Annotated in this window: 23 protein-coding genes; 7 read left to right on the forward strand and 16 right to left on the reverse strand. The window is 59.9% G+C overall.

Annotated features, from left to right (window positions below; all coding sequences use genetic code 11):
- Window positions 1–253 precede the first annotated feature (253 nt).
- Entirely contained in the window at window positions 254–1,513 is a 1,260-nt protein-coding gene (locus HUW52_RS24710; RefSeq protein ID WP_175555140.1) for an OprD family porin, read from the forward strand.
- Between the two features lie 268 nt (window positions 1,514–1,781).
- Complete coding sequence (locus tag HUW52_RS24715; RefSeq protein WP_175555141.1) at window positions 1,782–2,585, forward strand: methyltransferase domain-containing protein; 804 nt, start codon at window positions 1,782–1,784, stop codon at window positions 2,583–2,585.
- Between the two features lie 132 nt (window positions 2,586–2,717).
- Here HUW52_RS24715 and pcaC read toward each other — a convergent pair whose 3' ends face one another.
- The 11 genes from pcaC to pcaR form a co-directional block, all read right to left on the reverse strand.
- Window positions 2,718–3,110, reverse strand: coding sequence for a 4-carboxymuconolactone decarboxylase (gene pcaC / locus HUW52_RS24720; protein WP_007957838.1), 393 nt, complete (start codon window positions 3,108–3,110; stop codon window positions 2,718–2,720).
- A gap of 10 nt (window positions 3,111–3,120) precedes the next feature.
- Window positions 3,121–3,912 carry a 3-oxoadipate enol-lactonase gene (gene pcaD / locus HUW52_RS24725; RefSeq protein ID WP_016982811.1) on the reverse strand — a complete coding sequence of 264 codons (792 nt, stop codon included), beginning with the start codon at window positions 3,910–3,912 and terminating at the stop codon, window positions 3,121–3,123.
- Between the two features lie 12 nt (window positions 3,913–3,924).
- Window positions 3,925–5,289 carry a 3-carboxy-cis,cis-muconate cycloisomerase gene (locus tag HUW52_RS24730; protein ID WP_175555142.1) on the reverse strand — a complete coding sequence of 455 codons (1,365 nt, stop codon included), beginning with the start codon at window positions 5,287–5,289 and terminating at the stop codon, window positions 3,925–3,927.
- Window positions 5,290–5,335: 46 nt separating this feature from the next.
- Window positions 5,336–6,631 carry an MFS family transporter gene (locus HUW52_RS24735; protein ID WP_016982813.1) on the reverse strand — a complete coding sequence of 432 codons (1,296 nt, stop codon included), beginning with the start codon at window positions 6,629–6,631 and terminating at the stop codon, window positions 5,336–5,338.
- Between the two features lie 191 nt (window positions 6,632–6,822).
- Window positions 6,823–7,389 (reverse strand): protocatechuate 3,4-dioxygenase subunit alpha, encoded by a 567-nt coding sequence (pcaG, locus tag HUW52_RS24740; RefSeq protein ID WP_175555143.1) that lies wholly within the window; start codon window positions 7,387–7,389, stop codon window positions 6,823–6,825.
- A gap of 1 nt (window position 7,390) precedes the next feature.
- Window positions 7,391–8,095 carry a protocatechuate 3,4-dioxygenase subunit beta gene (gene pcaH, locus HUW52_RS24745; RefSeq protein WP_016982815.1) on the reverse strand — a complete coding sequence of 235 codons (705 nt, stop codon included), beginning with the start codon at window positions 8,093–8,095 and terminating at the stop codon, window positions 7,391–7,393.
- A gap of 36 nt (window positions 8,096–8,131) precedes the next feature.
- Window positions 8,132–9,337, reverse strand: coding sequence for a 3-oxoadipyl-CoA thiolase (pcaF, locus tag HUW52_RS24750; RefSeq protein WP_175555144.1), 1,206 nt, complete (start codon window positions 9,335–9,337; stop codon window positions 8,132–8,134).
- Window positions 9,334–10,113: a CoA-transferase subunit beta gene (locus HUW52_RS24755; RefSeq protein ID WP_175555145.1), complete on the reverse strand. Its 780-nt coding sequence runs from the start codon at window positions 10,111–10,113 to the stop codon at window positions 9,334–9,336. Before HUW52_RS24755 ends, pcaF begins: the two co-directional genes overlap by 4 nt.
- Window positions 10,113–10,970, reverse strand: a complete 858-nt coding sequence (locus HUW52_RS24760) for a CoA transferase subunit A (RefSeq protein WP_175555146.1) — start codon at window positions 10,968–10,970, stop codon at window positions 10,113–10,115. The genes HUW52_RS24755 and HUW52_RS24760 overlap by 1 nt, the downstream gene beginning before the upstream one ends.
- 273 nt (window positions 10,971–11,243) lie before the next feature.
- Window positions 11,244–12,590: an MFS transporter gene (locus HUW52_RS24765; RefSeq protein WP_016982819.1), complete on the reverse strand. Its 1,347-nt coding sequence runs from the start codon at window positions 12,588–12,590 to the stop codon at window positions 11,244–11,246.
- A 294-nt stretch (window positions 12,591–12,884) separates the two neighbouring features.
- A complete protein-coding gene (pcaR, locus tag HUW52_RS24770; protein WP_007917109.1) occupies window positions 12,885–13,727 on the reverse strand; it encodes a pca regulon transcriptional regulator PcaR in 843 nt (280 codons plus the stop codon).
- A gap of 651 nt (window positions 13,728–14,378) precedes the next feature.
- Between pcaR and HUW52_RS24775 the strand changes: the two genes are divergently transcribed.
- Window positions 14,379–14,579, forward strand: a complete 201-nt coding sequence (locus HUW52_RS24775; RefSeq protein ID WP_008080067.1) for a hypothetical protein — start codon at window positions 14,379–14,381, stop codon at window positions 14,577–14,579.
- A gap of 374 nt (window positions 14,580–14,953) precedes the next feature.
- Entirely contained in the window at window positions 14,954–16,429 is a 1,476-nt protein-coding gene (locus HUW52_RS24780; protein WP_016982821.1) for an inorganic phosphate transporter, read from the forward strand.
- Window positions 16,430–17,448: 1,019 nt separating this feature from the next.
- Here HUW52_RS24780 and ccoM read toward each other — a convergent pair.
- The 3 genes from ccoM to HUW52_RS24790 all read right to left on the reverse strand — a co-directional run bounded on the left by ccoM (window position 17,449) and on the right by HUW52_RS24790 (window position 18,308).
- Complete coding sequence (ccoM, locus tag HUW52_RS30635) at window positions 17,449–17,562, reverse strand: cytochrome c oxidase subunit CcoM (protein WP_003222396.1); 114 nt, start codon at window positions 17,560–17,562, stop codon at window positions 17,449–17,451.
- A gap of 145 nt (window positions 17,563–17,707) precedes the next feature.
- The gene (locus HUW52_RS24785; protein ID WP_007918490.1) at window positions 17,708–17,869 is read right to left on the reverse strand and encodes a hypothetical protein; all 162 of its coding nucleotides are present in this window, start codon (window positions 17,867–17,869) and stop codon (window positions 17,708–17,710) included.
- A gap of 97 nt (window positions 17,870–17,966) precedes the next feature.
- The gene (locus tag HUW52_RS24790) at window positions 17,967–18,308 is read right to left on the reverse strand and encodes a hypothetical protein (RefSeq protein ID WP_003222394.1); all 342 of its coding nucleotides are present in this window, start codon (window positions 18,306–18,308) and stop codon (window positions 17,967–17,969) included.
- A gap of 241 nt (window positions 18,309–18,549) precedes the next feature.
- Between HUW52_RS24790 and rapA the strand changes: the two genes are divergently transcribed.
- Window positions 18,550–21,396 carry an RNA polymerase-associated protein RapA gene (gene rapA, locus HUW52_RS24795; protein WP_016986606.1) on the forward strand — a complete coding sequence of 949 codons (2,847 nt, stop codon included), beginning with the start codon at window positions 18,550–18,552 and terminating at the stop codon, window positions 21,394–21,396.
- Between the two features lie 163 nt (window positions 21,397–21,559).
- Here rapA and HUW52_RS24800 read toward each other — a convergent pair whose 3' ends face one another.
- Window positions 21,560–22,909, reverse strand: coding sequence for an MFS transporter (locus tag HUW52_RS24800; protein ID WP_175555147.1), 1,350 nt, complete (start codon window positions 22,907–22,909; stop codon window positions 21,560–21,562).
- A gap of 301 nt (window positions 22,910–23,210) precedes the next feature.
- Between HUW52_RS24800 and HUW52_RS24805 the strand changes: the two genes are divergently transcribed.
- Together HUW52_RS24805 and HUW52_RS24810 are read left to right on the forward strand one after the other, a co-directional pair.
- Window positions 23,211–23,579 carry a YkgJ family cysteine cluster protein gene (locus tag HUW52_RS24805; RefSeq protein ID WP_016986603.1) on the forward strand — a complete coding sequence of 123 codons (369 nt, stop codon included), beginning with the start codon at window positions 23,211–23,213 and terminating at the stop codon, window positions 23,577–23,579.
- A gap of 149 nt (window positions 23,580–23,728) precedes the next feature.
- Window positions 23,729–26,011: a bifunctional diguanylate cyclase/phosphodiesterase gene (locus HUW52_RS24810; RefSeq protein ID WP_175555148.1), complete on the forward strand. Its 2,283-nt coding sequence runs from the start codon at window positions 23,729–23,731 to the stop codon at window positions 26,009–26,011.
- Here the strand turns inward: HUW52_RS24810 and HUW52_RS24815 are convergent.
- Entirely contained in the window at window positions 25,902–26,798 is an 897-nt protein-coding gene (locus HUW52_RS24815) for an NAD(P)-dependent oxidoreductase (protein ID WP_175555149.1), read from the reverse strand. The genes HUW52_RS24810 and HUW52_RS24815 overlap by 110 nt on opposite strands.
- Window positions 26,799–26,931 lie beyond the last annotated feature (133 nt).

Consider the following 26,931-nt stretch of genomic DNA (forward strand, 5'->3'; position numbering starts at 1 on the left):
CCCAAAAAACCCGGCTCAATGTTGCGTTCGATAATCGCCCAAAACCCGCTTTTACCAATTGAATCAAAACATCCGCGCCCCGCACCATTCGCTCCACAAAACCAATAACAACAGGTTAGATACCATGCTCCCGCGCCCTGCTCCGACCGGCTGACCGCCGTCGCCTTACCCCCTGAATTCATCGCATTTCTGCACCGTAAAAAACGGCCGCAGCGCACCCGTTCGCCTTAAAAAAACAAGAGAGACCCCAGCTATGACAACCTCCCCTGCGCCTTACGCATTTCCCGGTCTGATCGCCCTGGCCCTGGCCAGCGCGGCGATGCCCGCTGCGGCTGAAGAGGCCGGTTTCATCGAAGGGGCCAAGGTCAACCTGAACCTGCGCAACTTCTACATCAACCGCAACTTCACCAACCCGACCAAGGCTCAGGGCAAGGCTGAAGAGTGGACGCAGAGCTTAATTCTCGACGCCAAATCCGGCTTCACCCAAGGCACCGTCGGTTTCGGCATGGATGTACTGGGCCTGTATTCGGTGAAACTCGATGGCGGCAAAGGCACGGGTGGCACACAGCTGTTGCCGCTGGATCATGACGGCCGTCCGGCGGACAACTTCGGCCGCACCAACGTCGCCTTCAAAGCCAAACTTTCCCAGACCGAAGTGAAGGTCGGCGAGTGGATGCCAGTATTGCCAATCCTGCGCTCAGACGATGGCCGCTCATTGCCACAAACTTTTCGCGGCGGGCAGATCACGTCCAAGGAAATCGACGGCCTGACCCTCTACGGCGGCCAGTTCCGCGCCAACAGCCCGCGCGACGACAGCAGCATGAGCGACATGTCGATGACCGGCAAAGCGGCGTTCACCTCTGATCGCTTCAACTTCCAGGGCGGCGAATACGTTTTCAACGAAAAACGCACGCAGATCGGCCTGTGGAATGCCGAACTCAAAGACATCTACAGCCAGCAATACGTCAACCTGATCCACAGCCAGCCGCTGGGCGACTGGACCCTCGGCGCCAACCTCGGCTTCTTCTACGGCAAGGACGATGGCAGCGCCCGCGCTGGAGACCTCGACAACAAAACCTGGTCGGGGATGTTCTCGGCGAAGTACGGCGGCAACACCTTCTACGTCGGTCTACAGAAACTCACTGGCGACAGCGCGTGGATGCGCGTCAACGGCACCAGCGGCGGGACGCTGGCCAACGATAGCTACAACGCCAGCTATGACAACGCGCAGGAACGCTCCTGGCAGTTGCGTCACGACTACAACTTCGCTGCCATGGGCGTTCCCGGCCTGACATTGATGAACCACTACATCAGCGGCGACAACGTGCACACCGGGACCATCACCGATGGCAAGGAATGGGGCCGCGAATCGGAACTGGGCTACACCGTGCAGAGCGGCGCGCTGAAGGACCTGAACGTCCGGTGGCGCAACTCGACCATGCGCCGGGATTTCAGCAACAACGAATTCGATGAGAACCGCTTGATCGTCAGCTATCCGATCAGCCTCCTGTAAACACCGATCCACCCCTGTAGGAGCTGCCGCAGGCTGCGATCTTTTGATCTTAAAAACAAGATCAAAAGATCGCAGCCTTAGGCAGCTCCTACATTGGAATTCTCGCCATTGGTCAGGAGAAGTGGCACTTTGCCGGTCGGCAGGTAAAGTGACAAAACCTGAAGGACTCAGGTGCTTCACCTTTCCGCTTCCGTCGTCGTAGTCGGTCCTCAAGCTGGGAGCCAGGTTGTCATCGGAAGACACCAACGATCACCGGAGGACCACCTCAATGATCTCTCGTCTCGCAACACCCGACTGGGACGCCAAGGCGTACCAGCAGTTTTCCCGTCTCAGGCAACGCCCGGTCCATGAATTGCTCGACCGTGTCGACCTGCCCAACCCGCAACGTATTTACGACCTTGGCTGCGGCACCGGCATTGCCACGCAGTTGTTGGCCAAACGCTGGCCGCGTGCGCAGTTGCAGGGAATCGACAGCTCCGCGCAGATGCTCGACGAAGCGCGCTGTCTGCCGGTCAAAGCGTTGTGGAAACATTGCGGTCTGCTCGACTGGCAACCGGAGCAGCCGGCGGATCTGCTGTTCGCTGCCGCCGTGCTGCACTTTATCGACGGCCACGAAACGTTGCTGCCGCGCCTGCTCGGCCATATCAACACCGGCGGTTGTCTGGCAGCGCACATGCCGGACTGGCGTGATGCGCTGTGGTATCGGCTGATGCTCGACACCCTCGAAAACGGCGGTCCCGATGGCACGCCGATAGGCACACCTGAACTGCGCCAGCGCATGTCGGCGCGGCCGTTGTTGGCGCTGGAGGATTATTACCGGTTGCTCGCGCCGCTGACCTCCTCGCTGGATATCTGGGAGACCGAGCAGCTGCAGGTAGTCGACGGCAAATCACCGGTATATGACTGGGTGAAAGTCTCGGCGCTGCGGCCGGTGATGCAGGCGCTGAGTCCAGAGGAACAGACGCGGTTTATTTATCATTACCTGATGCGGGTGCATGAGCATTATCCGCAGGAGGGGGATGGGCATACGTTGTTTGCGTTCAAGCGGATATTTATTGTTGCCAGGGTTTGAGCGCATGCGCTGATTAACACATAACGGCGTCTGGCGCTTTCGCGAGCAAGCTCGCTCCCACATTTTTTTTGTGATCGACACAACTCCAATGTGGGAGCGAGCTTGCTCGCGAAGGCGTTGTTTCGGGCGCCATCAATCCCGGGATTCAACACCCAGTTCATCCCACACCGATTCAGCCAAATGAAACGTCGCATTCGCTGCCGGAATCCCGCAGTAAATCGCACTCTGCATGATCACTTCCTTGATCTCGCCCCGGCTCACGCCGTTATTGGCCGCCGCGCGCAGGTGCAGTTTCAGCTCACCCTCACGGTTCATGCCAATCAGCATGGCGATAGTGATCAGGCTGCGCGTGTGCCGAGGCAAGCCCGGACGCGTCCAGATATCGCCCCAGGCATGCCGGGTAATCATCTCCTGAAACTCCGAGTTGAACTCGGTCAGCGTGGTCAGGCTGCGATCGACATGCGCATCGCCCAACACCGCGCGGCGTACCTGCATTCCGTCGTCGTAACGTTGTTTCTCGTCCACAAAAACTCCCTCACTTAGCCTGCAAAAACGCCAACACGCGATCACTGAAATCTGCGCCAGCCTGCACGTTGGACAGGTGCGCCGCATAGAACTCGGCGTACTCCGCACCACGTACATGTTCCTGAATGAAATGCCCACCGGACGGCGGCGTCACCGCATCTTCCGTACCGGCAATCACCAGCAGCGGCACGTTGATCGAAGCCAGTTGCTCGCGGAAATCGGCATCACGCACTGCCGCGCAATTGGCCGCATAACCTTCAGGTGAAGTGGCCGCGAGCATGTCGGTAATCTGCTTGGCCGCCGCCGGGTGCGCTGCCGAGAAGTCCGGGGTAAACCAACGGGCAATCGACGCGTCACGCAGGGCAACCATCGCTGCAGCGCCATCACGCAGCACGGTTTCGATGCGTGGATTCCACACCGATGGATCGCCGATTTTTGCCGCAGTGTTGCAGACGATCAGCTTGTGCAGACGATGACCAGCGTTGATCCCCAGCCACTGCCCAATCAGACCGCCCATCGACAGCCCGCAGAAATGCGCGCGCTCGATGTGCAGCGCATCCAGCAGACCGAGCACGTCGTGACCCAATTGCTCAATGCTGTAAGGCCCCGGCGTCACCAGCGATTTGCCGTGGCCACGGGTGTCGAAACGCAACACACGAAAATGCTCGGTAAACGCCGGCATCTGCGCGTCCCACATATGCAGATCGGTGCCCAGCGAGTTGGACAGCACCAGCACCGGCGCATCGACCGGACCTTCAATTTGATAGTGCAGTTCGCCATCGGCGAGTTGAACGAAAGCCACAGCCCTCTCCTTTCAGACAGACAATGCGTTGTGTTCGGCCACCGCACGCTCGACCCAGGTTTTCGCCTGACCGAGGTAATGGGCGGGGTTCAAAAGATGATCGAGTTCAGCGCTGCTCAGCTCAGCAGTGACTTGCGGTTCGTCACCCAGTACGGCGCGTAAATGGCGCTGCTCGGCCACTGCGCGTTTGCAGCACTGTTCGAGCAGGTGATGCGCGGTGTCGCGACCGACCCGCTGGGCGAGGACGATGCTCACCGCTTCGGCCAGTACCAGCCCTTGGGTCAGTTCGAGATTGCGCGACATACGTTCAGCGTCGACTTCCAGCCCATCCGCCAGCAATCGCGCTTGTTGCAGTGAACCGGATACGAGGCAGCAGATTTCCGGCAGGGTTTCCCATTCGGCATGCCACAAACCGAGACTGCGTTCATGTTCCTGCGGCATCGCGCTGAACAGCGTCGAGACCAGCCCCGGCACCCGCGTCGCTGCGCCGATCAACACCGCTGCGCCGACCGGATTGCGTTTGTGCGGCATGGTCGACGAACCGCCCTTGCCCGGCGCCGATGGCTCGAAAACCTCGGCGGCTTCGGTCTGCATCAACAGGCTGATGTCGCGGCCGAATTTGCCGAGGCTGCCGGCGATCAAACCGAGCACCGCGCCAAACTCGACCACGCGATCGCGCTGGGTGTGCCACGGTTGTTCCGGCAAGGTCAGTTGCAGTTCTTCGGCCAACGCTTGGGCAATCGGCAAGGCCTGTTCGCCCAACGCGGCGAGGGTCCCGGAGGCACCGCCGAACTGCAGCACCAGCAGACGCGGCTTGAGTTCGCGCAGACGTTGGCGGCTACGAGTGACAGCGCCCAGCCATCCGGCGATTTTCATGCCCAGGGTCACTGGTGTCGCGTGTTGCAGCCAAGTGCGTCCGGCCAGCGGCGTTGCAGCATGACGTTGTGCTTGAACAGCAAGAGAGTCAGCCAGTTGCGTCAGATTGTTCTCGATCAACGCCAGTGCCTGCCGCAATTGCAGCACCAGCCCGGTATCCATCACGTCCTGACTGGTCGCGCCCAAATGTACATAGCGCTCGGCTTCTGCATCGGTAGCGGCAATCTGCTTGCCCAACGCCTTGACCAGCGGAATCGCCGAATTGCCGGCCGTGGCAATCGCCTCGCCCAGCGCCGCAAAGTCATACAGATCAGCGCTGCACGCCGCCGCAATAGGTTTCACCGCAGCAGAAGGAATCAATCCAACCCGCGCCTCGGCCCTGGCCAGCGCCGCCTCAAAGTCGAGCATGGCCTGCACGCGGCCCTGATCGCAGAACACTTCGCGCATATCACGGGCAGTGAAATAGGCATCGAACAATTGATTGCCCGGTCGCTGAGTCATAAACAGTCCTTGCCGGCGCGGGCCATCACGGCCCGCGCGCATCGGGTTAGAGATCGTGGTGCAAGTACGCCGCCTGTTTCGGCAAACGCAGACTGAACAGGAAGGCGATCGCCATCATGGCCGTCACGTACCAGTAGAAGGAATTTTCCATACCGATGTTCTTCAAGCTCAGCGCGACGAATTCTGCCGAGCCGCCGAAGATCGCGTTCGCCACCGCGTAAGCCAGACCGACGCCGAGGGCGCGGACTTCCGGCGGGAACATTTCGGCTTTCACCAGGCCACTGATCGAGGTGTAGAAACTGACAATCGCCAGCGCGACGGTGATCAGCACAAACGCGAGGAACGGGCTGCTGACACTTTTCAGGCTCAGCAGAATCGGCACGGTGAACAGCGTGCCAAGCGCGCCAAACCACAACATCGAATTACGTCGGCCGATCTTGTCGGCGAGCATGCCGAACAGCGGCTGCATGCACATATACAGGAACAGCGCACCGGTCATGATGTAGCTGGCGGTCTTGGCATGCATACCCGCAGTGTTGACCAAATATTTCTGCATGTACGTGGTGAAGGTGTAAAAAATCAGCGAACCACCGGCGGTGTAACCGAGCACGGTGATGAACGCGGCTTTGTGATCGCGGAACAGCGCGCTGATGCTGCCGGCGTCTTTGTGCGCGCGGGTTTCCTTGTTGGTGGTCTCTTTCAGCGAACGACGCAGGAACAACGAAATCAGCGCCGCCACTGCACCGACCACAAACGGAATCCGCCAGCCGTAGGCACGCAGGTCTTCTTCGGTGAGGAATTGCTGCAGGATCACCACCAGCGACACCGCCAGCAATTGCCCGCCGATCAGCGTCACGTACTGGAACGAGGCGAAAAATCCGCGCTGGCCCTTGAGCGCGACTTCGCTCATGTAGGTCGCGGTGGTGCCGTACTCACCGCCGACCGACAGGCCTTGCAGCAAGCGTGCAAACAAAAGCAGGACCGGCGCCCAGACGCCGATATCTTTATAGGTCGGCAGGCAGGCGATCAGCAACGAGCCGAAGCACATCATCAGAATCGAGATGAGCATCGAGTTCTTGCGACCGTGCTTGTCGGCAACGCGACCGAAAATCCAGCCACCGATCGGGCGCATCAGGAAGCCGGCAGCGAACACGCCAGCGGTGTTGACCAACTGCACCGTCGGGTTGTCGGAGGGGAAAAACGCCGGGGCGAAATAGATCGCGCAGAAGGCGTAGACGTAGAAGTCGAACCATTCGACGAGGTTGCCGGACGAGGCGCCGACAATGGCAAAGATGCGCTTGCTGCGCTCTTCACCGGTGTAATGGGAGGTGGTGGTTGTCATTGTTTTTCACTCGATAGGGACAGTGAGAGTCTAGACATACTTTGCAACAGTCCCGTTCCACAGTTCCATCTGCAACACAGTTCCCTTGTAGGAGTGAGCCTGCTCGCGATGGCGGTGTGTCATTCAGACCATTTAAATCTGACACACCGCCATCGCCAGCAGGCTCACTCCTACAGGGATTGGGGTGTTCTTCAGTAATCGAAGAACACGGTCTCGGCGTCAGTGCCCTGCAGGATCACATTCCACTGGTAAACACCCGAGGCGTCCTGCTTGGCCAGCAACGTCGTGCGGCGCTCGGCCGGCACACACTCGAGCAACGGATCATCAACGTTCGCCGGCTCACCTTCAAAGTAGATTCGCGTCAGCAAGTGCTTCACCAAGCCACGGGCAAACACCAGCACCACCAGATGCGGCGCCTGGGTCGAGCCCTTCAGCCCTTCAACCGTGCCCGGTTTGATCGTGGTGAAACGGAAGCGCCCTTCCGCATCCACCGGTACCCGGCCGAAACCTTCAAAGTGCGGATCGAGCGGTTTGTCCTGCTCGTCTTCCGGGTGGTCGTACTTGCCGGCGGCGTTGGCTTGCCAGACTTCGAGCATGGCGTCGTTGACGACATCACCATTGCCATCCACCACTTGCCCGGTGATCGCCACACGCTCGCCGAGGGTCTGCTCGACGGTGAGATTTTCGCGGTTCAGCCAGGTCAGGCCGATGTGGTAATACGGCCCGACGGTGTGGGACGTGGTCGCAGTCAGCGTCATCTTATTTCTCCATCGGCGTGGCTTCACGCCCGCGCAACACGATGTCCCAGCGATAACCGAGGGCGTAGGACGGAATGGTTTTTTCCAGATCGAAACGGGCGATCAGGCGTTCCTTGGCCGAAGTGTCCGGCACGCAGTTGTAGATCGGGTCGTAGGCCAGCAGCGGATCGCCCGGGAAATACATTTGCGTGACCAGACGAGTGAGGATGCTCGGCCCGAACAGCGAAAAGTGGATGTGCGCCGGACGCCAGGCGTTGTGGTGGTTGCCCCACGGGTAGGCGCCGGGCTTGATGGTCTGAAACTGATACCAGCCGTCGGCGTCGGTGACGGTGCGGCCGGTGCCGGTGAAGTTCGGGTCCAGCGGCGCATCGTGCAGGTCGCGCTTATGGTTGTAGCGGCCGGCAGCATTGGCCTGCCAGATTTCCACCAGAATTCCCGGCACCGGCAGGCCGTTTTCATCGAGCACGCGGCCGTGAATGATGATGCGTTCGCCCTGCGGCTCGCCTTCATGCTGGGCGGTCAGGTCGTTATCGGTGTCGCCCACACGCTCGGCGCCGATGGTCGGGCCGGTGATTTCCGACAGCGAGTGCGGCAGAAACACCAACGGCTTCGACGGCGAGCGCAGGTTGGTGGATTGATACGTCGGGTGCAGGTACTCAGGCTGAGTGCCTTCCTGCGGACGACGGTAACCAGGCTTGTCAGACATGTCGCTTTCCTCTGTTCTTTTTCGTCACGGCTTGCGTCAGACGCGTTCGATGGCCAGGGCCAGACCTTGGCCGACACCGACGCACATGGTCGCCAGACCTTTCTTGCCACCGGTCTTTTCCAGCTGATGCAGGGCGGTCAGCACCAGTCGTGCGCCGCTCATGCCCAGCGGGTGACCCAAGGCAATAGCGCCACCGTTCGGGTTGACCTGCGCGGCATCGTCCGCCAGACCCAGTTCACGCAGCACCGCCAGGCCTTGGCTGGCAAACGCTTCGTTGAGCTCGATCACGTCGAAATCGCTGACGGCTACGCCGAGACGCTCAATCAATTTGCGCACCGCTGGCACCGGGCCGATGCCCATTACCCGCGGCGCGACACCGGCGCTGGCCATGCCAAGCACCTTGGCGCGGGCGGTCAGGCCGTGTTTTTTCACCGCTTCAGCGGAAGCCAGAATCAGCGCGGCAGCACCGTCGTTGACGCCAGAAGCATTGCCGGCGGTGACGGTTTTGTCTGGGCCGTTGACCGGTTTCAGCTTGGTCAACGCTTCAATCGTGGTATCGGCGCGCGGATGTTCGTCCTGGCTGACCACGGTTTCGCCCTTCTTGTGGGCAATCCGTACTTCGACGATTTCTTCAGCGAAGTAGCCGGCGGCCTGCGCCGCGGCGGTACGTTGCTGGCTGCGCAGGGCGAAAGCGTCCTGATCTTCGCGCGAGACTTTATAGTCGTCGGCGACGTTGTCAGCGGTCTGCGGCATCGCGTCGACGCCGTATTGCGCCTTCATCAAAGGATTGATGAAGCGCCAGCCGATGGTGGTGTCTTCCAGTTTCATGTTGCGCGAAAACGCTGCGTCAGCCTTGCCCATCACGAACGGTGCACGGGACATCGACTCGACACCACCGGCAATCGCCAGCTCCATCTCGCCACTGGCAATCGCACGGAATGCGGTGCCGATGGCGTCCATGCCCGAGGCGCAAAGACGATTGAGGGTCACGCCCGGCACGCTTTCCGGCAGACCGGCCAGCAGCAGCGCCATGCGCGCAACGTTGCGGTTGTCTTCGCCGGCCTGGTTGGCGCAGCCGAGGAACACTTCGTCGATGGCGTTCCAGTCCACCGAGGGATTGCGCTCCATCAGGGCTTTGATCGGCACAGCGGCCAAGTCATCGGCGCGAACCGCGGACAGTCCGCCGCCGAAACGGCCGATCGGCGTGCGAATCGCGTCGCAGATATAAACGTCACGCATCATGCTTCTCCCGGTGCCTGGCCGTGGGCGGCGGCGGTGCGCGCTTCAAGATCACGCAGCGCGGTCAGTTCGACGTCGGTCGGTTCAGCGGTGGTTTCGACGTTGTCAGCAAAACGAATCGCCCAACCGGTGGCCGCCACCACTTGCTCGCGGGTCACGCCCGGGTGCAGTGCGGTGACCACGAATTCGTGGGTACCCTCTTCCGGCTCCATGATGCACAGATCGGTGATGATGCCGACCGGCCCGGCGCCCGGCAGGCCCAGACGTTTGCGCGAATCGCCGCCCTCGCCGTGACCGACCGAGGTGATGAAATCGAGCTTGTCGACAAACGAGCGCGCCGACTGTTTAAGGATGATCAATACGCTTTTCGCCGAACCGGCGATCTCCGGCGCACCACCGGCACCCGGCAAACGCACTTTCGGCGAGAAGTAATCGCCGACCACGGTAGTGTTGATGTTGCCGAAACGGTCGACCTGCGCGGCGCCGAGAAAACCGACGTCGATGCGCCCGCCCTGCAGCCAATAGCGAAAAATCTCACCGGTCGGTACGACAGTATCAGCGGTTTCCGCCAACTCGCCGTCACCGATCGACAGTGGCAACACGCTTGGCTTGGCGCCAATCGGACCCGATTCGTAGATCAACACTACGTCCGGCGAAGAAGTCAGGCGCGCGAGGTTGGCGGCTTTCGACGGCAGGCCGATGCCGACGAAGCATACCGAGCCGTTCTTCAGGCGACGGGCTGCGGCGACGGTCATCATTTCATTGGTGGTGTAAGTCATTACTTGGCCTCCGAAGCAGCGGCCAACTTGGCCTGAAACGCGCTGAAGTCAGCGCAGCCATGGATGTATTCGTTGATCCACGCGGTAAATGTCTCACGGTCGCGGGCGATCGGATCCCACGCCTGATAGAAACGATTGTCGCGCTCGTTGTAACCGTGGGCGTAGGACGGATGTGCACCACCGGGTACGTGGCAAACCGCGCTCAAGGCCCAGGTCGGCAATACGCAAGAGTTCATCGGCGCGTTGAGGTTGTCGACGACTTCTTCAACGGTGACGATGCAGCGCTTGGCGGCCAGTGCGGCTTCTTTCTGTACACCAAGAATGCCCCACAGCAGCACATTGCCCTGGCGGTCGGCTTTCTGTGCGTGGATCACGGTCACGTCCGGACGCACCGACGGCACCGCCGCCAGTACTTCACCGGTGAACGGGCAAGTCACAGTCTTGATCAGCGGGTTGACCTTCGGCAGGTCGGAACCGGCGTAGGCTCGCAGCACCGCGAACGGTAGGCCGGAAGCGCCAGCAACGTAGGCATTCGCCAGGTCGGCGTGGCTGTGCTCTTCGATTTCGAGAGCGTGCGGCCATTGTTTCTCGACCGCATCGCGCAGACGGTGCAACGAACCCACACCGGGGTTGCCGCCCCAAGAGAAAATCAACTTACGGGCGCAACCGGCGCCGATCAGTTGGTCGTAGATCAGGTCAGGCGTCATCCGCACCAGCGTCAGATCTTTCTTGCCCTGACGAATGATTTCATGACCCGCTGCCGTAGGGATCAGGTGAGTGAAGCCTTCGAGTGCGACGGTGTCACCGTCGTTGACGAATTGCTTCACCGCGTCGTGCAGCGAAAGGATCTCAGCCATGGAGCGGGCTCCTGTTTTTGTAATGAATCGCCAGTGATAAAAAGGCGCGAGGTTCAGCGCCGGAGTCACTGCAGATTAAGCCTGGGAAATTCGCCAAACAATCCGATAATCGACTGAGTGTTCGTTTATCGAACAGATTGTTACTCCCCTAACAATCAAGATCCAAGGCTTCGCGAGCAAGGCCGCTCCCACATTTTGAAATGCATTCCAATGTGGGAGCGAGCTTGCTCGCGAAGGGGCCAGAACATTCAAAGAAGATTCTGACAGTAGTACTCAAGTCGCATCTGCATGACTGACCATGCCTTTGATCACCACTGCAGTAGTCGCCAACGCCGCCGGAATCACCAACGCCGTCAGCACCTGCTCGAAATTCCAGCCAAGGCCCAACAACGTCGCGCCCATCCACGCCCCGAGAATCGCGCCAAAGCGGCCAATTCCCAGCATCCACGACACGCCAGTCGCCCGCCCCTGCGTTGGATAGAAACGCGCCGCCAGCGACGGCATCGCCGATTGCGCACCGTTCACGCACATCCCCGCCACCAGTACCAACGTCGCCAGCAACGTAATGTTGCCCAGGCTCTGCCCTACCGCGTAGGCAAACACCCCGGCCAGCAGGTAGAAAGTGCCGATGACCTTGTGCGGATTGAAGCGATCCATCGCCCATCCCACAGCGACCGCGCTCAACACCCCGCCGAACTGGAACAAGGCACCGATAAATGCGGCTTGCTCCATGCTAGCGCCGCTGTCACGCATCAGCGTCGGCAGCCAACTGGTCAGCAGATAGACAATCACCAGGCCCATGAAATAAGTCAGCCACAGCAACAAGGTGCCGCTGCTGTAAGTGCCGGAGAAGATCACCGCGAAGACGTTGCGCGCCTTGACGGTCTTCTGTTCAGGCACGCTGAAACTCGAGGCTTGGGCGACAGTGACTGGATCAATCGGCGCCAGAGTCTTGCGGATTTTGTCGGTGCCACGATTGCGCACGACCAGATAGCGCGCCGATTCCGGCAACCAGAACAGCAACACCACGGCGAGAATCAGCGGCAAAATCCCACCGATCAACAACAGGCTGTGCCAGCCGAACGCTGGTATCAGCTTGGCGGAAATAAACCCGCCACCGGCCATGCCGAGGTTGAAACCGCAGAACATGCTGGTCACCAGCAGCGACTTTTTGCGCTCGGGGGTGTACTCCGACAGTAAAGTGGTGGCGTTCGGCATCCCGGCGCCCAAGCCAAGGCCAGTGAGGAAGCGCAGCACCAGCAATTGCTCAACGTTGCTGCTGTAGGCCGACGCCAGGCTGAAGGCACCGAACAGAATCACGGCGCCGACGAGCACGACTTTTCGCCCGAAACGGTCAGCCAAAGGGCCGGAACCGAGTGCGCCGAAAACCATGCCGATCAACGCCGCACTCATCACCGGGCCGAGGCTGGCGCGGTCGATGCCCCAGTCCTGCGACAGCGCCGGGGCAATGAAGCCCATCGCGGCGGTGTCGAGGCCGTCGAGGAAGACAATCAGGAAACACAGGATCACCACCCGCCACTGATAGCGCGAGATCGGTTGGGCATTGATGAAGGTCTGCACGTCGAGGCAGTTACCCACAGCGGACTGAGGCTGGTTCATTATTTTTATTCCACGCAAAAAACGCAGTCGAACGGCGGCCGGCCAATAAGCGGCACGGACACAAGAATAGAAGGTCTGGATCAGGCGTTGCGGGAAACCCGGCAACAGCGGGTGGAGCGGAGACAGTCGGGGAGCGTGCGCATGGTGAGTTGCCTCTTGTCATTATTATGGGAGTCGGCAGTCCGGCGGGCTCATTCACATCAGCGCCGGATGACGCTGCCGCGACATTAATGATCCGAGGGTTTTAGCGTCAATTCGATAAACGCAACACTGTGCGTTTATCGAACAGCTTCATCAGGCGAACAACTGCGCGCTTAGGTCGCGACTGGCACTGAGCAAGCCCGGCAGGAAGCGCTGCTCCAGCTCGGTACGACTGACGCGACCGGCGTGGGTGCTGACGTTGAGCGCCGCAACGACCTGACCGGAAGCATCGTAGACCGGCACGGCAATCGAACGCAGGCCTTGTTCCAGTTCCTGATCGACGATGCACCAGCCTTGCTGCCGCACTTCCTGCAGGCATTCGAGCAAAGCATCAGGTGTATGGATCGTGCGGCTGGTCTTGGCCACCAGTTCGGCGTGATCAAGGTATTCACGCAGCGATGTGTCGTCGAGTGCTGCCAGCAGAATCCGGCCCATCGATGTGCAATACGCCGGCAAGCGCCCACCCACTGACAGATCCACCGAAATCAGCCGCTGCGTGGTTGCCGAGCGGGCGATGTAGAGAATGTCGTCGCCCTCCAGCGTGGCCATGTTGCAGGCTTCGTGGAGTTGTTCGCTCATGCGGTCGAGGTATGGCTGGGCGGACACCGCCAAAGGCGTCGACGACAGATAGGCGTGGCCGAGGGTCAGCACTTTGGGCAGCAACGAATAGGTGCGTCCGTCAGTGGTGGCGTAGCCAAGTTTGATCAGCGTATGCAAGCAACGGCGTACGGCCGCGCGGGGAATCTCGGTGCGGTGGCTGATCTGGGCGATGGTCAGGTGCCGTTTGCGTTCCTGAAACGCCTGCACCACCGCCAGACCACGGGCCAGCGAGGTCATGAAATCCGGATCACCGGTCAGCGCCTGGATGCGTTTGGCCGGCGAGGCGACGATCGGCGGTGCCACGGAAGTGAAGGAGTTGCGCATTTGATCGTTCATTTATTGTCCTTTTATCCGGCACGGATCAATGGGCTATACAAGCGGCTCGCCGGCAAATGCACAAGCGCCAAGCCTGCAAGATTGGGCGATTATCGAACCGTCAGCCGATAATCGCAATCTGCCGTGCGGCTTGCCGCAAGCCCTTTCCGGGGTTCGCGCAACTTCGGCCGTTATCTGAATCACTGCTTTAGTTGTTCGACTAAATGACGCCAAAAACTGATCGCGTGGCAAATAAGGGCCAACGCGCACTTCAACTAGTGATAAAAGTTGCGGGTCACAAAACAATCACACATCCAGAACCGTTTTTAACTTGGCAAAGATAGTCATTCCCGAATCGACCGCTATAATGCACATCAGTGACGCCTTGTCTTAATGGCCGAGGTCGCCACTCGCTGCGGCGATGTCCATCGCCAACAGCCCGGCCAGCGCCTGACGCGCATCACTCATGCAACGCCTGCGCTCGCTGAAACAGGAAACTGATGCTGCGTCAGTTTTTATCTGGTGCCGTAGCCGCCTGTAACACGGAAGTCTTGATCGCCCCACCGATTACACCAATGCCTGTCCGGGTGTTGGATGCTCGGTGGCCTCGTTCAATCGGTTCGTTGCAGTGCGTTTCACCAGACACTTAACTCAACTCATACAGGTAGCACTGTGACGAAAGACGAACTGCGCGCGGAACTTGAGCGCCAGGAACAACGTTACAAGGAAGTTTACGGCGGGGAAGTCACCACCTACGCCGCTCAGCCCGAACCGGAACGCAAAGCGTGGCGTAAACGCCCGACCGTTCAGGATCAGGTCTTCAAGCAAGAAATCGAAAAGATCGAAAAGGAACTCAAAGCCGAAGAGCCTTGAGCCACGGTTTTCGTTTCTTTTGAAGGTTTGCGTCCATACCGGCTACGAGCGCGGTGGAACGACGATGCCTTGCGCGCCCGCTACCCGCGGGCAGCGGCCATCAACCGGCCTGGCGGGTTGAGGATGGGCGTCCTACACGTTTCACAGATATTTCAGACAAGCGTTTGAGACCACCCTGCATGGGTGAAAGCGCCCGAAAAATAAGGCTTTTTTCAATATAATCAACAGGTTGAAAAACCCTGCGCAACGCTTGGTTTTCATGCGCTGCAACAAATTAAATCGAAGAAGTGCGTAACCGATGAGCAGGTAGGGCATCGATTTCCAGTCTTTTCTGGCATAATCGCGCCCCCTTACGACCGGGTCAGAAAACCTTCATGATCGATTTATTCAGCGGACTGGATGCTTGGGTGCTTGTGAGCCTCTTGCTCGCCCTGACGTTTGTCCTCGCCTTCGAGTTCATCAATGGATTTCATGACACCGCTAACGCGGTAGCCACTGTTATCTACACCAAAGCCATGCCGCCTCATCTGGCAGTGTTCTTTTCCGGTGTGTTCAATTTCCTCGGCGTGCTGCTGGGCGGCGTTGGCGTGGCGTATGCCATTGTCCACTTGCTGCCGGTGGAACTGCTGATCAATGTGAACACCGGCCATGGCCTGGCGATGGTGTTCTCGTTGCTCGCCGCGGCAATTACCTGGAACCTTGGCACCTGGTACTTCGGTATTCCGGCGTCCAGCTCGCACACCCTGATCGGCTCGATCCTCGGTGTCGGCCTGGCCAATGCCCTGATCAACGATATCCCGTTGGCTGACGGCGTGAACTGGCAGAAAGCGATCGACATCGGCGCCTCGCTGGTGTTCTCGCCGATGGCCGGCTTCCTGATCGCCGCGCTGGTGTTGATCGGCCTGAAATGGTGGCGCCCGCTGTCGAAGATGCACAAGACGCCGGAACAGCGCCGCAAGATCGACGACAAGAAGCACCCACCATTCTGGAACCGTCTGGTCCTGGTGATCTCGGCCATGGCCGTGAGCTTCGTGCACGGTTCCAACGATGGCCAGAAAGGCATCGGCCTGATCATGCTGGTGCTGATCGGTATCGTCCCTGCGCAGTTCGTCCTCGACCTGAACAGCACCACCTATCAGATCGAACGCACTCGCGATGCGACTTTGCACCTGAGCCAGTTCTACCAGCGCAACGCCGATTCGCTGGGTGAATTCCTGGCCCTGGGTAAAAGCGTGGAAGGCGACCTGCCGGAGAAATTCCGCTGCAACCCGCAGCAGACCGAACCGACTATCACCGCTCTGCTGCACACCCTTAAAGGCGTAGCGGACTACCATTCGCTGTCTTCGGAAAGCCGTGTGGAGGTTCGTCGCTACCTGCTGTGCCTGGACGACACCGCGAAAAAGGTTGGCAAGCTGCCTGGCCTGGAAGCCCGTGAAAAGGCTGACCTCGACAAGCTGCGCAAAGACCTGACCACCACCACCGAATACGCGCCGTTCTGGGTGATTCTGGCGGTTGCACTGGCTCTGGGCCTGGGCACCATGGTTGGCTGGAAACGCGTTGTATTGACCATTGGCGAGAAGATCGGCAAGCAGGGTATGACTTATTCCCAGGGCATGTCGGCGCAGATCACCACCGCCAGTCTGATCGGCATGGCCAACATCTTCAGCCTGCCGGTGTCGACCACTCACGTTCTGTCCTCGGGCGTGGCGGGCACCATGGTTGCCAACAAGAGCGGCCTGCAGGGTGGCACGGTGCGCACGATTCTGTTGGCGTGGGTGTTGACCCTGCCGGCGACTGTGGCGCTGTCGGCCGGGTTGTTCTGGCTGGCGTCGAAGGCGCTGGGTAGTTGATAGATAGTGGCACTTGAGAAAGGCGCGATTCGAGAGGATCGCGCCTTTTTTTGTGTTTGGGGTTTTGGGATTGGGATTGGGGGCATATCCGTTGCTGCGAGTGCTGCCGCTGGCGGTTTCGCTCTTACAGCGAGTCACCTTTTCCAAACGCCAAAAAGGTAACCCAAAAGGCTTTGCCCCTGGCGTACGGCACTTCGCTGAGGCTCAGTGTTCCCTCGCTACGGTGTCCATCCGGGGGCATCGCCTACGGTTTGCTTCGCTGCACCTCCTCTCGATGTATGCGGCTACGCCGCACGGCGCTGCGCGCCTACCCCCGGATGAACACCTTCGCTCGGCCTGCCGAAGGGGCAAAAGATCAAAAGCCAAAACAAGATCAAAAGCCAGATCAAGAGCCCCTCACCCTAGCCCTCTCCCAGAGGGAGAGGGGACTGACCGAGGTGTTTGGGAGAGGTACGCCGACGTGCGATACCGCGTTGAACTCAGACTTTGAAAAACACACAAACCGGCCCCCTCTCCCTCGGGAGAGGGCTGGGCGGGCGGCGTTCCGATGAGGGGGAAATCCACCACAAATCCAAAGCCGACCACGCCCCGCTCTTCACCACTCAATAGGCCGAGTGTCAGCTCGCCTGCTCTTGATCTTGATCTGTAAGGCGACGTCGGAAGGCTGAGTGGAGGGATTGATCCGGGCGTGGGAGCGCAGCGACCGTTTGGCGAAGCCAAACACAGCGGAAGGAGGTGCAGCGAAGCAAACCGGAGCCGCTGCGCCCGGATCGATCCCGCAGCGAAGGAACCCGAGCCTGCGAGGGCCGAACGCAGGAGCAAGCCTTTTGGGTTACCTTTTTGGCGTTTGAAAAAGGTGACCCGCCGTAAGGGCGGAACCGTAATCAGCAACACCCGCAAAAACGGATATTCACCCAGAACCCCAGGAGCATGGTCGGCCCAAAGGCCGCCAAGACACAAAAAAAAGGGGCAACCGAAGTCGCCCCAAAATGCCTTGCGTGCTCATCAATCCAGAAGAATCACTTCTTGCGCTTATTCGCATCCTTCCAGATAAAAAATCCAAACCCTGCAAAAAACAGAACCATCAGCCCTACAGTCAGGACCCCGGCAAACACCACGTTATCGAAAAACATGACTGGCCTCCTGGCCCCTGCTCTGCTGCGATGGACCTAAGTTACCAAACACACAGGCGCACAAATTGACCGGGATCAATACCAGCAACGAAGGGAGATAAAGGAGGGGAATTAAATGACCTGCATCAAAGGATGCAGGGGCAGATCAACGCTTTTTCGGCTTGTTTTTCGACTTTTTCTTGGCTTTTCCCAGCGGCATCGCCTGCTCGAAGGCCTGGCGCACTTCGTTCAGGCGCTTCTCTTTTATGTCATGCACCCGCTTGGCGCGCTCAGTGCTGAGGTCGATCAGTTTGTCGTCTTGGCTCATGGCATTCAGTACATCGCAGTAAAGGATCACAACTGCCACATCACCGGCAGGACCGCGTCAATAATGCAACGTCACACCAGCGCTGACCAGCCGAAGATCAGATCTCGATATCGACCCACAAGCCCTGACGCGGCTGATCTTCCATCAGCGGCACCACCGGCACGGTGTTGTCGGCGTTCAACTCGGTACCGGGCACTGCCAGGTGTTCTTCCGGGTCTTCGTCGGCTTCGCGACGGCGACGGTCACGCTCTTGCTGACGACGCTGTTCTTCGCGCGCCAGCAGGCGGTCCTCTTCCGGATCGCGCTTTTGCAGATCGATCGTGCTTTCGTTGGAGCTTTCCTGAACCGGCACCACCGGAGGAATGTCCGGCCGCTGGCGGATCGGATCCTGCTGGGAAGTGATCGGCACAGCGCTCAGGGGGAGCATCGGTGGCAACATATAAAGGGTCTCCTGTCAGCAGGCTATCGGCTGCGGCAAAGGCGCCTTGAGCCATCCGTCGCAAATCTGTGACCTGATTGGCACTCACAGGTGCCCTGCACAGGAAGAAAACAGACGCATGACGCTTTTCTTTTCAGCTTGCAGCTCGCGGCTAAAAGCTCGCCGCTGTTCCTAATCCTTTGGCCCTGAAGCCTGCATTCCGTTAAGATAGCCCGCTTTTTCAAGGTGGGAGTCAGGCAGCATGGCGCAGCAGTATCAACCGGGGCAACGCTGGATCAGTGACAGCGAAGCAGAGCTTGGTTTAGGCACCGTTCTGGCACAGGACGGCCGCTTGTTGACCGTGCTTTACCCGGCCACTGGCGAAACCCGCCAGTACGCGCTACGGAATGCGCCCCTGACCCGCGTGCGATTCTCGCCGGGCGACAGCATCACCCACTTCGAAGGCTGGAAGATGACCGTGCAGCAAGTCGACGACGTCGACGGGCTGATGGTCTATCACGGTCTCAACGGGCAGAACGAAGCCGTCACCCTGCCGGAAACCCAGCTGTCGAACTTCATTCAGTTCCGTCTGGCCAGCGACCGTCTGTTCGCCGGGCAGATCGACCCGCTGGCGTGGTTCTCGCTGCGTTACAACACCCTCGAACACACCAGCCGCCAGCTGCAATCTTCGCTCTGGGGCCTGGGTGGCGTTCGCGCTCAGCCAATCGCACACCAATTGCACATCGCCCGCGAAGTCGCCGACCGTATCGCGCCACGCGTACTGCTGGCGGACGAAGTGGGTCTGGGTAAAACCATCGAAGCCGGTCTGGTGATCCATCGCCAACTGCTCTCGGGCCGCGCCAACCGCGTGCTGATCCTCGTCCCGGAAAACCTCCAGCACCAGTGGCTGGTGGAGATGCGCCGCCGCTTCAACCTGCAGGTCGCGCTGTTCGACGAAGAACGTTTCATCGAAAGCGATGCCACCAACCCGTTCGAAGACACCCAACTGGCGCTGGTTGCGCTGGAATGGCTGGTCGACGACGAGAAAGCGCAGGACGCACTGTTCGCTGCCGGCTGGGATCTGCTGGTGGTCGACGAAGCGCACCACCTGGTCTGGCACGAAGAGAAAGCCAGCGCGGAATACTCGCTGGTCGAGCAACTCGCCGAAGTCATCCCGGGCGTGCTGCTGCTCACCGCCACCCCGGAACAACTCGGTCAGGACAGCCACTTCGCCCGTCTGCGCCTGCTTGACCCAAACCGTTTCCACGACCTGGCTGCATTCCGCGCCGAGAGCGACAACTATCGCCCGGTGGCCGAAGCCGTTCAGGAACTGCTCGACAAGGGCCGCCTCTCGGCCAAGGCGCACAAGACCATTCAGGGTTTCCTCGGCAACGAAGGCGAAGCCCTGCTGACCGCGGTCAACGATGGCGACACTGAAGCCAGCGCCCGCCTCGTGCGTGAACTGCTCGATCGCCACGGCACCGGCCGCGTGCTGTTCCGAAACACCCGTGCCGCCGTACAGGGTTTCCCGGAGCGCAAACTGCACCCGTACCCGCTGCCGTGCCCGGACGAATACCTCGAACTGCCGCTGGGCGAACACGCCGAGCTGTACCCGGAAGTCAGCTTCCAGGCCCAGCCGGACGCCAGCGAAGAAGAGCGCTGGTGGAAATTCGACCCGCGTGTCGAGTGGCTGATCGATCAGCTGAAAATGCTCAAGCGCACCAAGGTGCTGGTGATCTGCGCCCACGCCGAAACCGCGATGGACCTGGAAGACGCCCTGCGCGTGCGTTCCGGCATCCCGGCCACGGTGTTCCATGAAGGCATGAACATCCTTGAGCGTGACCGCGCCGCCGCGTACTTCGCCGACGAAGAGTTCGGCGCACAAGTGCTGATCTGCTCGGAAATCGGCAGTGAAGGTCGCAACTTCCAGTTTGCTCACCACCTGGTGCTGTTCGATCTGCCGTCGCACCCGGATCTGCTCGAGCAGCGTATCGGTCGTCTCGACCGGATCGGCCAGAAGCACATCATCGAACTGCACGTGCCGTATCTGGAAACCAGCCCGCAAGAGCGCCTGTTCCAGTGGTATCACGAAGCGCTGAACGCGTTCCTCAATACCTGCCCGACCGGCAACGCCTTGCAGCATCAGTTCGGCCCGCGCCTGCTGCCGCTGCTCGAAGAAGCCGATGACAGTGAGTGGCAAGCGCTGATCGACGAAGCACGCACCGAGCGTGAGCGTCTCGAAGCCGAACTGCACACCGGCCGTGACCGTCTGCTGGAGCTCAACTCCGGCGGCGCCGGCGAAGGTGAAGCGCTGGTCGAAGACATCCTTGAGCAAGACGATCAGTTCGCCCTGCCGATCTATATGGAAACCCTGTTCGACGCGTTCGGCATCGACAGCGAAGACCATTCGGAAAACGCCCTGATCCTCAAGCCAAGCGAGAAAATGCTCGACGCCAGTTTCCCGCTGGGCGACGACGAAGGCGTGACCATCACTTACGACCGCAATCAGGCGCTGTCGCGCGAAGACATGCAGTTCATCACCTGGGAACACCCGATGGTGCAGGGCGGCATGGACCTGGTGCTGTCCGGTTCGATGGGCAACACCGCTGTCGCACTGATCAAGAACAAGGCGCTGAAGCCGGGCACCGTTTTGCTGGAACTGCTGTATGTCAGCGAAGTGGTTGCACCGCGCTCGCTGCAACTGGGCCGTTACCTGCCGCCGGCCGCCCTGCGCTGCCTGCTCGATGCCAACGGCAATGACCTGTCGGCTCGCGTCTCGTTTGAGACCTTGAACGACCAGTTGGAAAGCGTGCCGCGTGCCAGCGCCAACAAGTTCATCCAGGCCCAGCGCGATCAGCTGACGCCACGGATCAACGCCGGTGAAGACAAGATCGCCCCGCGTCACGCCGAGCGCGTGGCCGAGGCCCGTCGCCGTCTGGCGGCCGACACCGACGAAGAACTGGCGCGCCTGACCGCGTTGCAAGCGGTCAACCCGACCGTGCGTGACAGCGAACTGGTGGCGTTGCGTGAGCAGCGTGAGCAGGGTCTGGCGATGCTGGATAAAGCGGCGTTGCGTCTGGAAGCGATTCGGGTGTTGGTGGCGGGCTAAACCGCCCCGCTCCACCGCTGAAAACAGAAAGGCCCGCAGTGATGCGGGCCTTTTTGTCTGTCTGTTATTTGTTAGTTGATGCTGATGGCCCCTTCGCGAGCAAGCTCGCTCCCACAATTTGGAATGCGTTCCCATGTGGGAGCGAGCTTGCTCGCGAAGGCGGCTATGCAGTCGCTACTGCAACCTCTGGCTCAACCACCGCAACCAACCCCTCCTTCATCCGCTGCGCATCGCGCACAAAACACCGCGCCGCCAGAAACAGAAACACCATGGTCAAAAACAGCGCCACCGGTATCAGGTACATCGCATCATGCAGCCCGACAGCCTTGAACGCCTCGGTCATCTGCTCAGCCCCCGCCGCCAGCATCGCCGTGTGCGCAAAATGATCCGACAGACCACCGACCACCACCGGCCCCAGACCACCACCCAGCAGATACAGCCCGGCAAAGAACAACGCCATCGCCGTCGCTCGCAGGCGCGGTTCGACCACGTCCTGAATCGCCGTATAAACGCAGGTGTAGAAGTTGTAGGCAAACAGCCAGCCGACACTGAACACCGCGACAAACACGCCAATCTCGATCCGCCCCGAATGCAACGCCCACGCCGTGCACAGCGTCGAGATAATCAGGCTGAACGCGGCGAACAACAACCGCCCGTTGGCCACACGCTGGTGAATCTTGTCGGCGATCCAGCCGCCCAAAGTCAAGCCGACCAGCCCGGTCACGCCAACAATGATGCCGGTGGCCACCGCCGCTTCCTGCAACGGCATTAGGAAATAGCGCTGCAGCATCGGCACCAGAAACGAGTTGCAGGCATAAGTAGCGAAGTTGAAGCACAACCCGGCCATCACCAGCCAGAGAAAGGTCGGCACCGCGAGAATCCGGCGGATCGGCTTGTCGACTTTCTCTTGCGAAACCTGCACGGTCTCCGCTGCGCCGCGCTTCGGCTCTTTGATGAAGAACATGAAAATCGCCAAAAGCAGACCCGGCACCGCTGCAATAAAGAACGGCGCACGCCAGCTATCAAACGCCTTCACCATCCAGCCGATGGTGAAGAACGCCAGCAACAGCCCCAGCGGCAGACCGAGCATGAAAATACCCATGGCCCGCGCCCGACGGTGTGCTGGAAACAGATCACCGATCAGCGAGTTGGCCGCCGGTGCATAACTGGCCTCGCCGATGCCGATGCCCATGCGCACGATCAAAAAGCTCCAGAAACTGCCGACCAGACCGTTGACCGCCGTCAGCGCACTCCACGTCGCCAGGCCCCAGCCCATCAGCTTGCTGCGCGAACCGGTATCGGCCATCCGCCCCAACGGCAGGCCGGCGATCGCGTAAACAATGGTGAATGCGGTGCCGACGATCCCCAGTTGAAAGTCGCTGAGGTGCCATTCCATGCGGATCGGCTCGATGATGATCGCCGGAATGGTGCGGTCGAAGAAGTTGAACAGGTTGGCAAGGAACAGCAGGAACAGAATGCGCCAGGCATTCGCCGCTTGGGTCGAGTTCTGCATGGGTCCGTCTCTTTATTGTTATAGGGCTTCACTGCCAACGCATCCGAGCCCGGAACCTGCAATCTAGTCAGCCGCGCAAAGGCTGTCTGTGATCATTCGTCTGCCTGATATCGGCCCATGGCACTGTAACGAAACGTAAGCCCTTGATAACGCTTGAATCCCCCGAAAACCGGGGCTTTTGCGGCAAAACCTTGCCACAAAAAAATAGTTTCACGCACCCCTTCCCAACGCCGTGGCGAAGCCTAGAATAGCCGCCGGATCCGTCCGGATCTCCCGATCAATCCCTTTGATACCCCCGTCCATGTCCGAAGTCAGTCCGTGTCTGAATTGCGGTGCCTGTTGTTCCCATTTCCGTGTGTCTTTTTTCTGGGGTGAGTGCGCTTCCTCCGGCGGCACCGTGCCCGATGAACTGGTCACGCAGATCAGCCCCAGTCGGGTGGCGATGAACGGCACCGACTGCAAATCGCCACGCTGCACGGCGTTGGAAGGCGAAGTCGGCAGCGAGGTGAAGTGCTCGATTTATGAATTGCGCTCCAGCCCCTGCCGCGAATTCGAATCGTCATGGGAAAACGGCGAACAGAATGTCGATTGCGACAAGGCTCGCGCGCGTTTCGGCTTGCCGCCGCTGCAACCGGACTGGGCGCACATCCCTTTCGAACAGATCGCTTAAGCCTTTAGCGCCAATCGCTATGACGCTAATGCCGAAATCATTAGCGCCAATGTGCCACTACCCCTTGCCCCCCGAAATCGGCCTCTATACTCCTGACATTCAACTGCGTTCAACGCGCACTCGGGACGACTTCAGAGACGGGGCATGCTATGGAGTGGCTTGGTTTGCAGTTTGTTACCGAGTTGCCGGAGAGCGGGCAGGTCATTTTAGATTGCACACATAATCCCTTGCTGGTGCTGGTGGCCTATCTGGTTGCCTGCGCGGCGAGTTTTGCCACTCTGGATATGGCTGAGCGCGTTGTAAATGCCGAAGATCCGGGGTCGCGGCGGATCTGGCGCTGGATCGGCGCGACCTGCCTGGCCGGCGGCATCTGGGCCATGCATTTCATCGGTATGCTGGCTTTCCAGACACCGATCGACATTCAGTACGACCTGGGCATCACCCTTTTCTCGTTGCTGATCGCCCTGCTCGCCTCTTGGCTGGCCATGCAAACCCTGAGCGAAGTGCAGCCGAGTGCATTGCATTGCTTGAAAACCGCGTTTGTCATCGGCCTGGGCATCGCCGGCATGCACTACGTTGGCATGGCGGCGATGAAGTCGAGCGCCACCGCCTACTATCATCCAGGACTGTTCGCGCTGTCTGTGGTGATCGCCATCGGCGCCAGTTTCGCCGCGCTGTGGGTGGCCCGCTATCTGAGCGAAGGCAGCGGCGTGGCGCATCAGTTGCTCAAGTACAGCGCTGCGCTGATACTCGGCGCCGGCATCATCAGCATGCATTTCACCGGCATGGCTGCGCTGGATCTGGTTCTTCCCGAGGGAGGCCTGACAGCGAGCGGCGGCGATAACGGGCATCTGCAACTGGGCCTGACCGTGGCGCTGATCATCCTGCTGATCCTTGGCAGTGCGATCAGTGCGGCGCTGGCCGATAAAAAACTGCAGAACAAGGAAGAAGACCTGCGCCGCGTCAACGCCCTGCTCAGCCAGCTCGATCAGGCGCGCATGTCGCTGCAACAAGTGGCCAACTACGACGCCCTGACCAACCTGATCAACCGTCGCGGTTTCAATCAGATTTTCGCCGAGAAACTCAGCCAGAAAACCAGCGAAGGCGGCATGCTCGCGGTGATGTTTCTCGACATCGACCACTTCAAACGGATCAACGACAGCCTCGGCCATGACGCCGGGGACGAACTGCTCAAGGTCATCGCCCAGCACATCAAAGGCTCGGTGCGCAGCCATGAAGACGTGGTCGCGCGTTTCGGCGGCGACGAATTCTGCATCCTCATCAGCCTGCGTGACCGTGAAGAAGCCCGCAACATGGCCCAACGCATCATGCACAAGATGAAGGAGCCGATCGAACTGGCCGGGCGCCGCATGGTGATGACCACCAGCATCGGCATCAGTCTGTTTCCGGAGGATGGCAGCACCTGCGAAGAACTGCTCAAGCACGCCGATCTGGCGTTGTATCAATCCAAAGGCGCGGGGCGTAATGGCCTGCACTTTTTCAGTTCCAACCTCAAGACCCGCGCCAGCTTCGAGCTGCAACTGGAAGAAGAACTGCGCCATGCCCTGCGCGAGGAAAACGGTTTGACGCTGTATTACCAACCGATCTTCGAACTGAAGACCGGCCGTGTCACCAAACTCGAAGCGCTGATCCGCTGGCAGCATCCGCTGCACGGGTTGCTGACCCCGGATCGCTTTATCACCATCGCCGAAAACAATGGCCTGATCGCCGAACTGGACAACTGGGTGCTGCGCCGCGCTTGCAAGGATCTGGGTGAACTGTCGCGCCATGGCTGCGAAGAACTGAAAATCGCCTGGAACTGCTCGCCACTCAACCTCACCCGGGAAGAACTGGCCAACGAAATCGAAAGTGCCTTGCGCACCGCCGGGGTGGCGCCGGAACGGCTGGAACTGGAAGTCACCGAAAATGCGCTGATGGGCAACATTGCCAACACCCTGGTGCTGCTGCGGCAGATTCGTGCCTTGGGCGTCTCACTGTCGATCGACGACTTCGGCACTGGCTACTCGTCGCTGGCCTACCTCAAGCGCCTGCCACTCAACACCCTGAAGATCGACCGCTCGTTCATCCTCGATATTCCCACCGCGACCGCCGACATGGAGATCGTCCAGGCGATCATCGTCATGGCGCACACCCTGCATTTGCAGGTAGTGACCGAAGGCGTGGAAAGCCTGGAACAGTACGAATTCCTTGAGCGCTCAGGCTGCGACTTCATTCAGGGTTACCTGCTCAGCCGCCCGGTGCCGCTGGACGAACTGCGCCCGGTACTGGAAGAAATCAATCAGCGCAAACACTCACACGCGGTCAATCCGTTGATTCTGGCGCGCGGTACATTTGCACCAGTGTCGCAGGATCCTGCGCCAAATAGCCTTGCGCCCCATGCAGGCGCATCAGTTGTGCGGCCAATCCGCTGATCGGCGTCGCCGAACCCTGTTCGCGGGAGAATTTGACGGCGGTGTCGAGATCCTTGAGCAGTGTGCGCACGTGCCATTTGATCGGTTCGAAACGGCTTTCGGCCATTTGCGGGGCGAGAATCTGCAACGGTTTCGAGTCGGCAAAACCACCCGCCAACGCCTCGGCGATCAGGCTCGCGTCGACTCCAGCCTGTTCGGCGAGTGCCACCACTTCAGCGATGACCAAAGCATTGCACGCAACGATCATCTGGTTACAGGCCTTGGTCACCTGCCCCGCGCCGATGCCGCCCATGTGCGTAACGCGCTGGCCGAGACTGAGCAATACCGGGCGCACACGCTCCAGATTTGCCGCATCGCCGCCGACCATGATTGCCAGACTGCCCGCCTCGGCACCAACCACGCCGCCGGACACCGGTGAGTCCAGCCAGGCCATTCCGGTTTTCTCCAGCAGTTGCGCCGCCATTTCGCGAGTGGCCGTCGGTTCAAGGCTGGAAAAATCCACCAGCAACTGGCCGCTTTTCGCGCCTTCTGCGATACCGCCAGCGCCAAAAACCACCTCGCGAACCACTGCCGTATCGGCCAGACACAACATCACCACGTCGGCGTGTTCGCACAGTTCAGCGGCGGTCGCCACCTGCCGGGCACCGGCCTCGACCAGTGGCGCGCACTTGGCCGGGTTGCGATTCCACACGGTCAGCGGATAACCCGCCGCCAACAGACGCCGGCACATGGGCAGGCCCATCAGACCGATTCCGGCGAACCCCAACGAAGGTAGCGTTGACATCATTTTGCCTCTTTTCGATTAAAGATCGCCGAATAATGGCCGATTCATCAACGATCAGGAAAGGATTCCCCCCAGCGACAGTCAGGCCAAAACCCTGATGCTCGGGCTCAATTCGCGCAATTAAAAGACGCGAGAT

Source organism: Pseudomonas sp. 43A (assembly GCF_013363935.1).
GTDB lineage: Bacteria > Pseudomonadota > Gammaproteobacteria > Pseudomonadales > Pseudomonadaceae > Aquipseudomonas > Aquipseudomonas crudilactis.

Bases quoted from the DNA above. Each gene is read 5' to 3' on its own strand.
- HUW52_RS24710 (WP_175555140.1), top strand. From the start codon at position 254: ATGACAACCTCCCCTGCGCCTTACGCATTTCCCGGTCTGATCGCCCTG.
- HUW52_RS24715 (WP_175555141.1), top strand. From the start codon at position 1,782: ATGATCTCTCGTCTCGCAACACCCGACTGGGACGCCAAGGCGTACCAG.
- HUW52_RS24730 (WP_175555142.1), bottom strand. From the start codon at position 5,289: ATGACTCAGCGACCGGGCAATCAATTGTTCGATGCCTATTTCACTGCC.
- HUW52_RS24735 (WP_016982813.1), bottom strand. From the start codon at position 6,631: ATGACAACCACCACCTCCCATTACACCGGTGAAGAGCGCAGCAAGCGC.
- pcaG (WP_175555143.1), bottom strand. From the start codon at position 7,389: ATGACGCTGACTGCGACCACGTCCCACACCGTCGGGCCGTATTACCAC.
- pcaH (WP_016982815.1), bottom strand. From the start codon at position 8,095: ATGTCTGACAAGCCTGGTTACCGTCGTCCGCAGGAAGGCACTCAGCCT.
- pcaF (WP_175555144.1), bottom strand. From the start codon at position 9,337: ATGATGCGTGACGTTTATATCTGCGACGCGATTCGCACGCCGATCGGC.
- HUW52_RS24755 (WP_175555145.1), bottom strand. From the start codon at position 10,113: ATGACTTACACCACCAATGAAATGATGACCGTCGCCGCAGCCCGTCGC.
- HUW52_RS24760 (WP_175555146.1), bottom strand. From the start codon at position 10,970: ATGGCTGAGATCCTTTCGCTGCACGACGCGGTGAAGCAATTCGTCAAC.
- HUW52_RS24765 (WP_016982819.1), bottom strand. From the start codon at position 12,590: ATGAACCAGCCTCAGTCCGCTGTGGGTAACTGCCTCGACGTGCAGACC.
- pcaR (WP_007917109.1), bottom strand. From the start codon at position 13,727: ATGAACGATCAAATGCGCAACTCCTTCACTTCCGTGGCACCGCCGATC.
- HUW52_RS24780 (WP_016982821.1), top strand. From the start codon at position 14,954: ATGATCGATTTATTCAGCGGACTGGATGCTTGGGTGCTTGTGAGCCTC.
- ccoM (WP_003222396.1), bottom strand. From the start codon at position 17,562: ATGTTTTTCGATAACGTGGTGTTTGCCGGGGTCCTGACTGTAGGGCTG.
- HUW52_RS24785 (WP_007918490.1), bottom strand. From the start codon at position 17,869: ATGAGCCAAGACGACAAACTGATCGACCTCAGCACTGAGCGCGCCAAG.
- HUW52_RS24790 (WP_003222394.1), bottom strand. From the start codon at position 18,308: ATGTTGCCACCGATGCTCCCCCTGAGCGCTGTGCCGATCACTTCCCAG.
- rapA (WP_016986606.1), top strand. From the start codon at position 18,550: ATGGCGCAGCAGTATCAACCGGGGCAACGCTGGATCAGTGACAGCGAA.
- HUW52_RS24800 (WP_175555147.1), bottom strand. From the start codon at position 22,909: ATGCAGAACTCGACCCAAGCGGCGAATGCCTGGCGCATTCTGTTCCTG.
- HUW52_RS24805 (WP_016986603.1), top strand. From the start codon at position 23,211: ATGTCCGAAGTCAGTCCGTGTCTGAATTGCGGTGCCTGTTGTTCCCAT.
- HUW52_RS24810 (WP_175555148.1), top strand. From the start codon at position 23,729: ATGGAGTGGCTTGGTTTGCAGTTTGTTACCGAGTTGCCGGAGAGCGGG.
- HUW52_RS24815 (WP_175555149.1), bottom strand. From the start codon at position 26,798: ATGATGTCAACGCTACCTTCGTTGGGGTTCGCCGGAATCGGTCTGATG.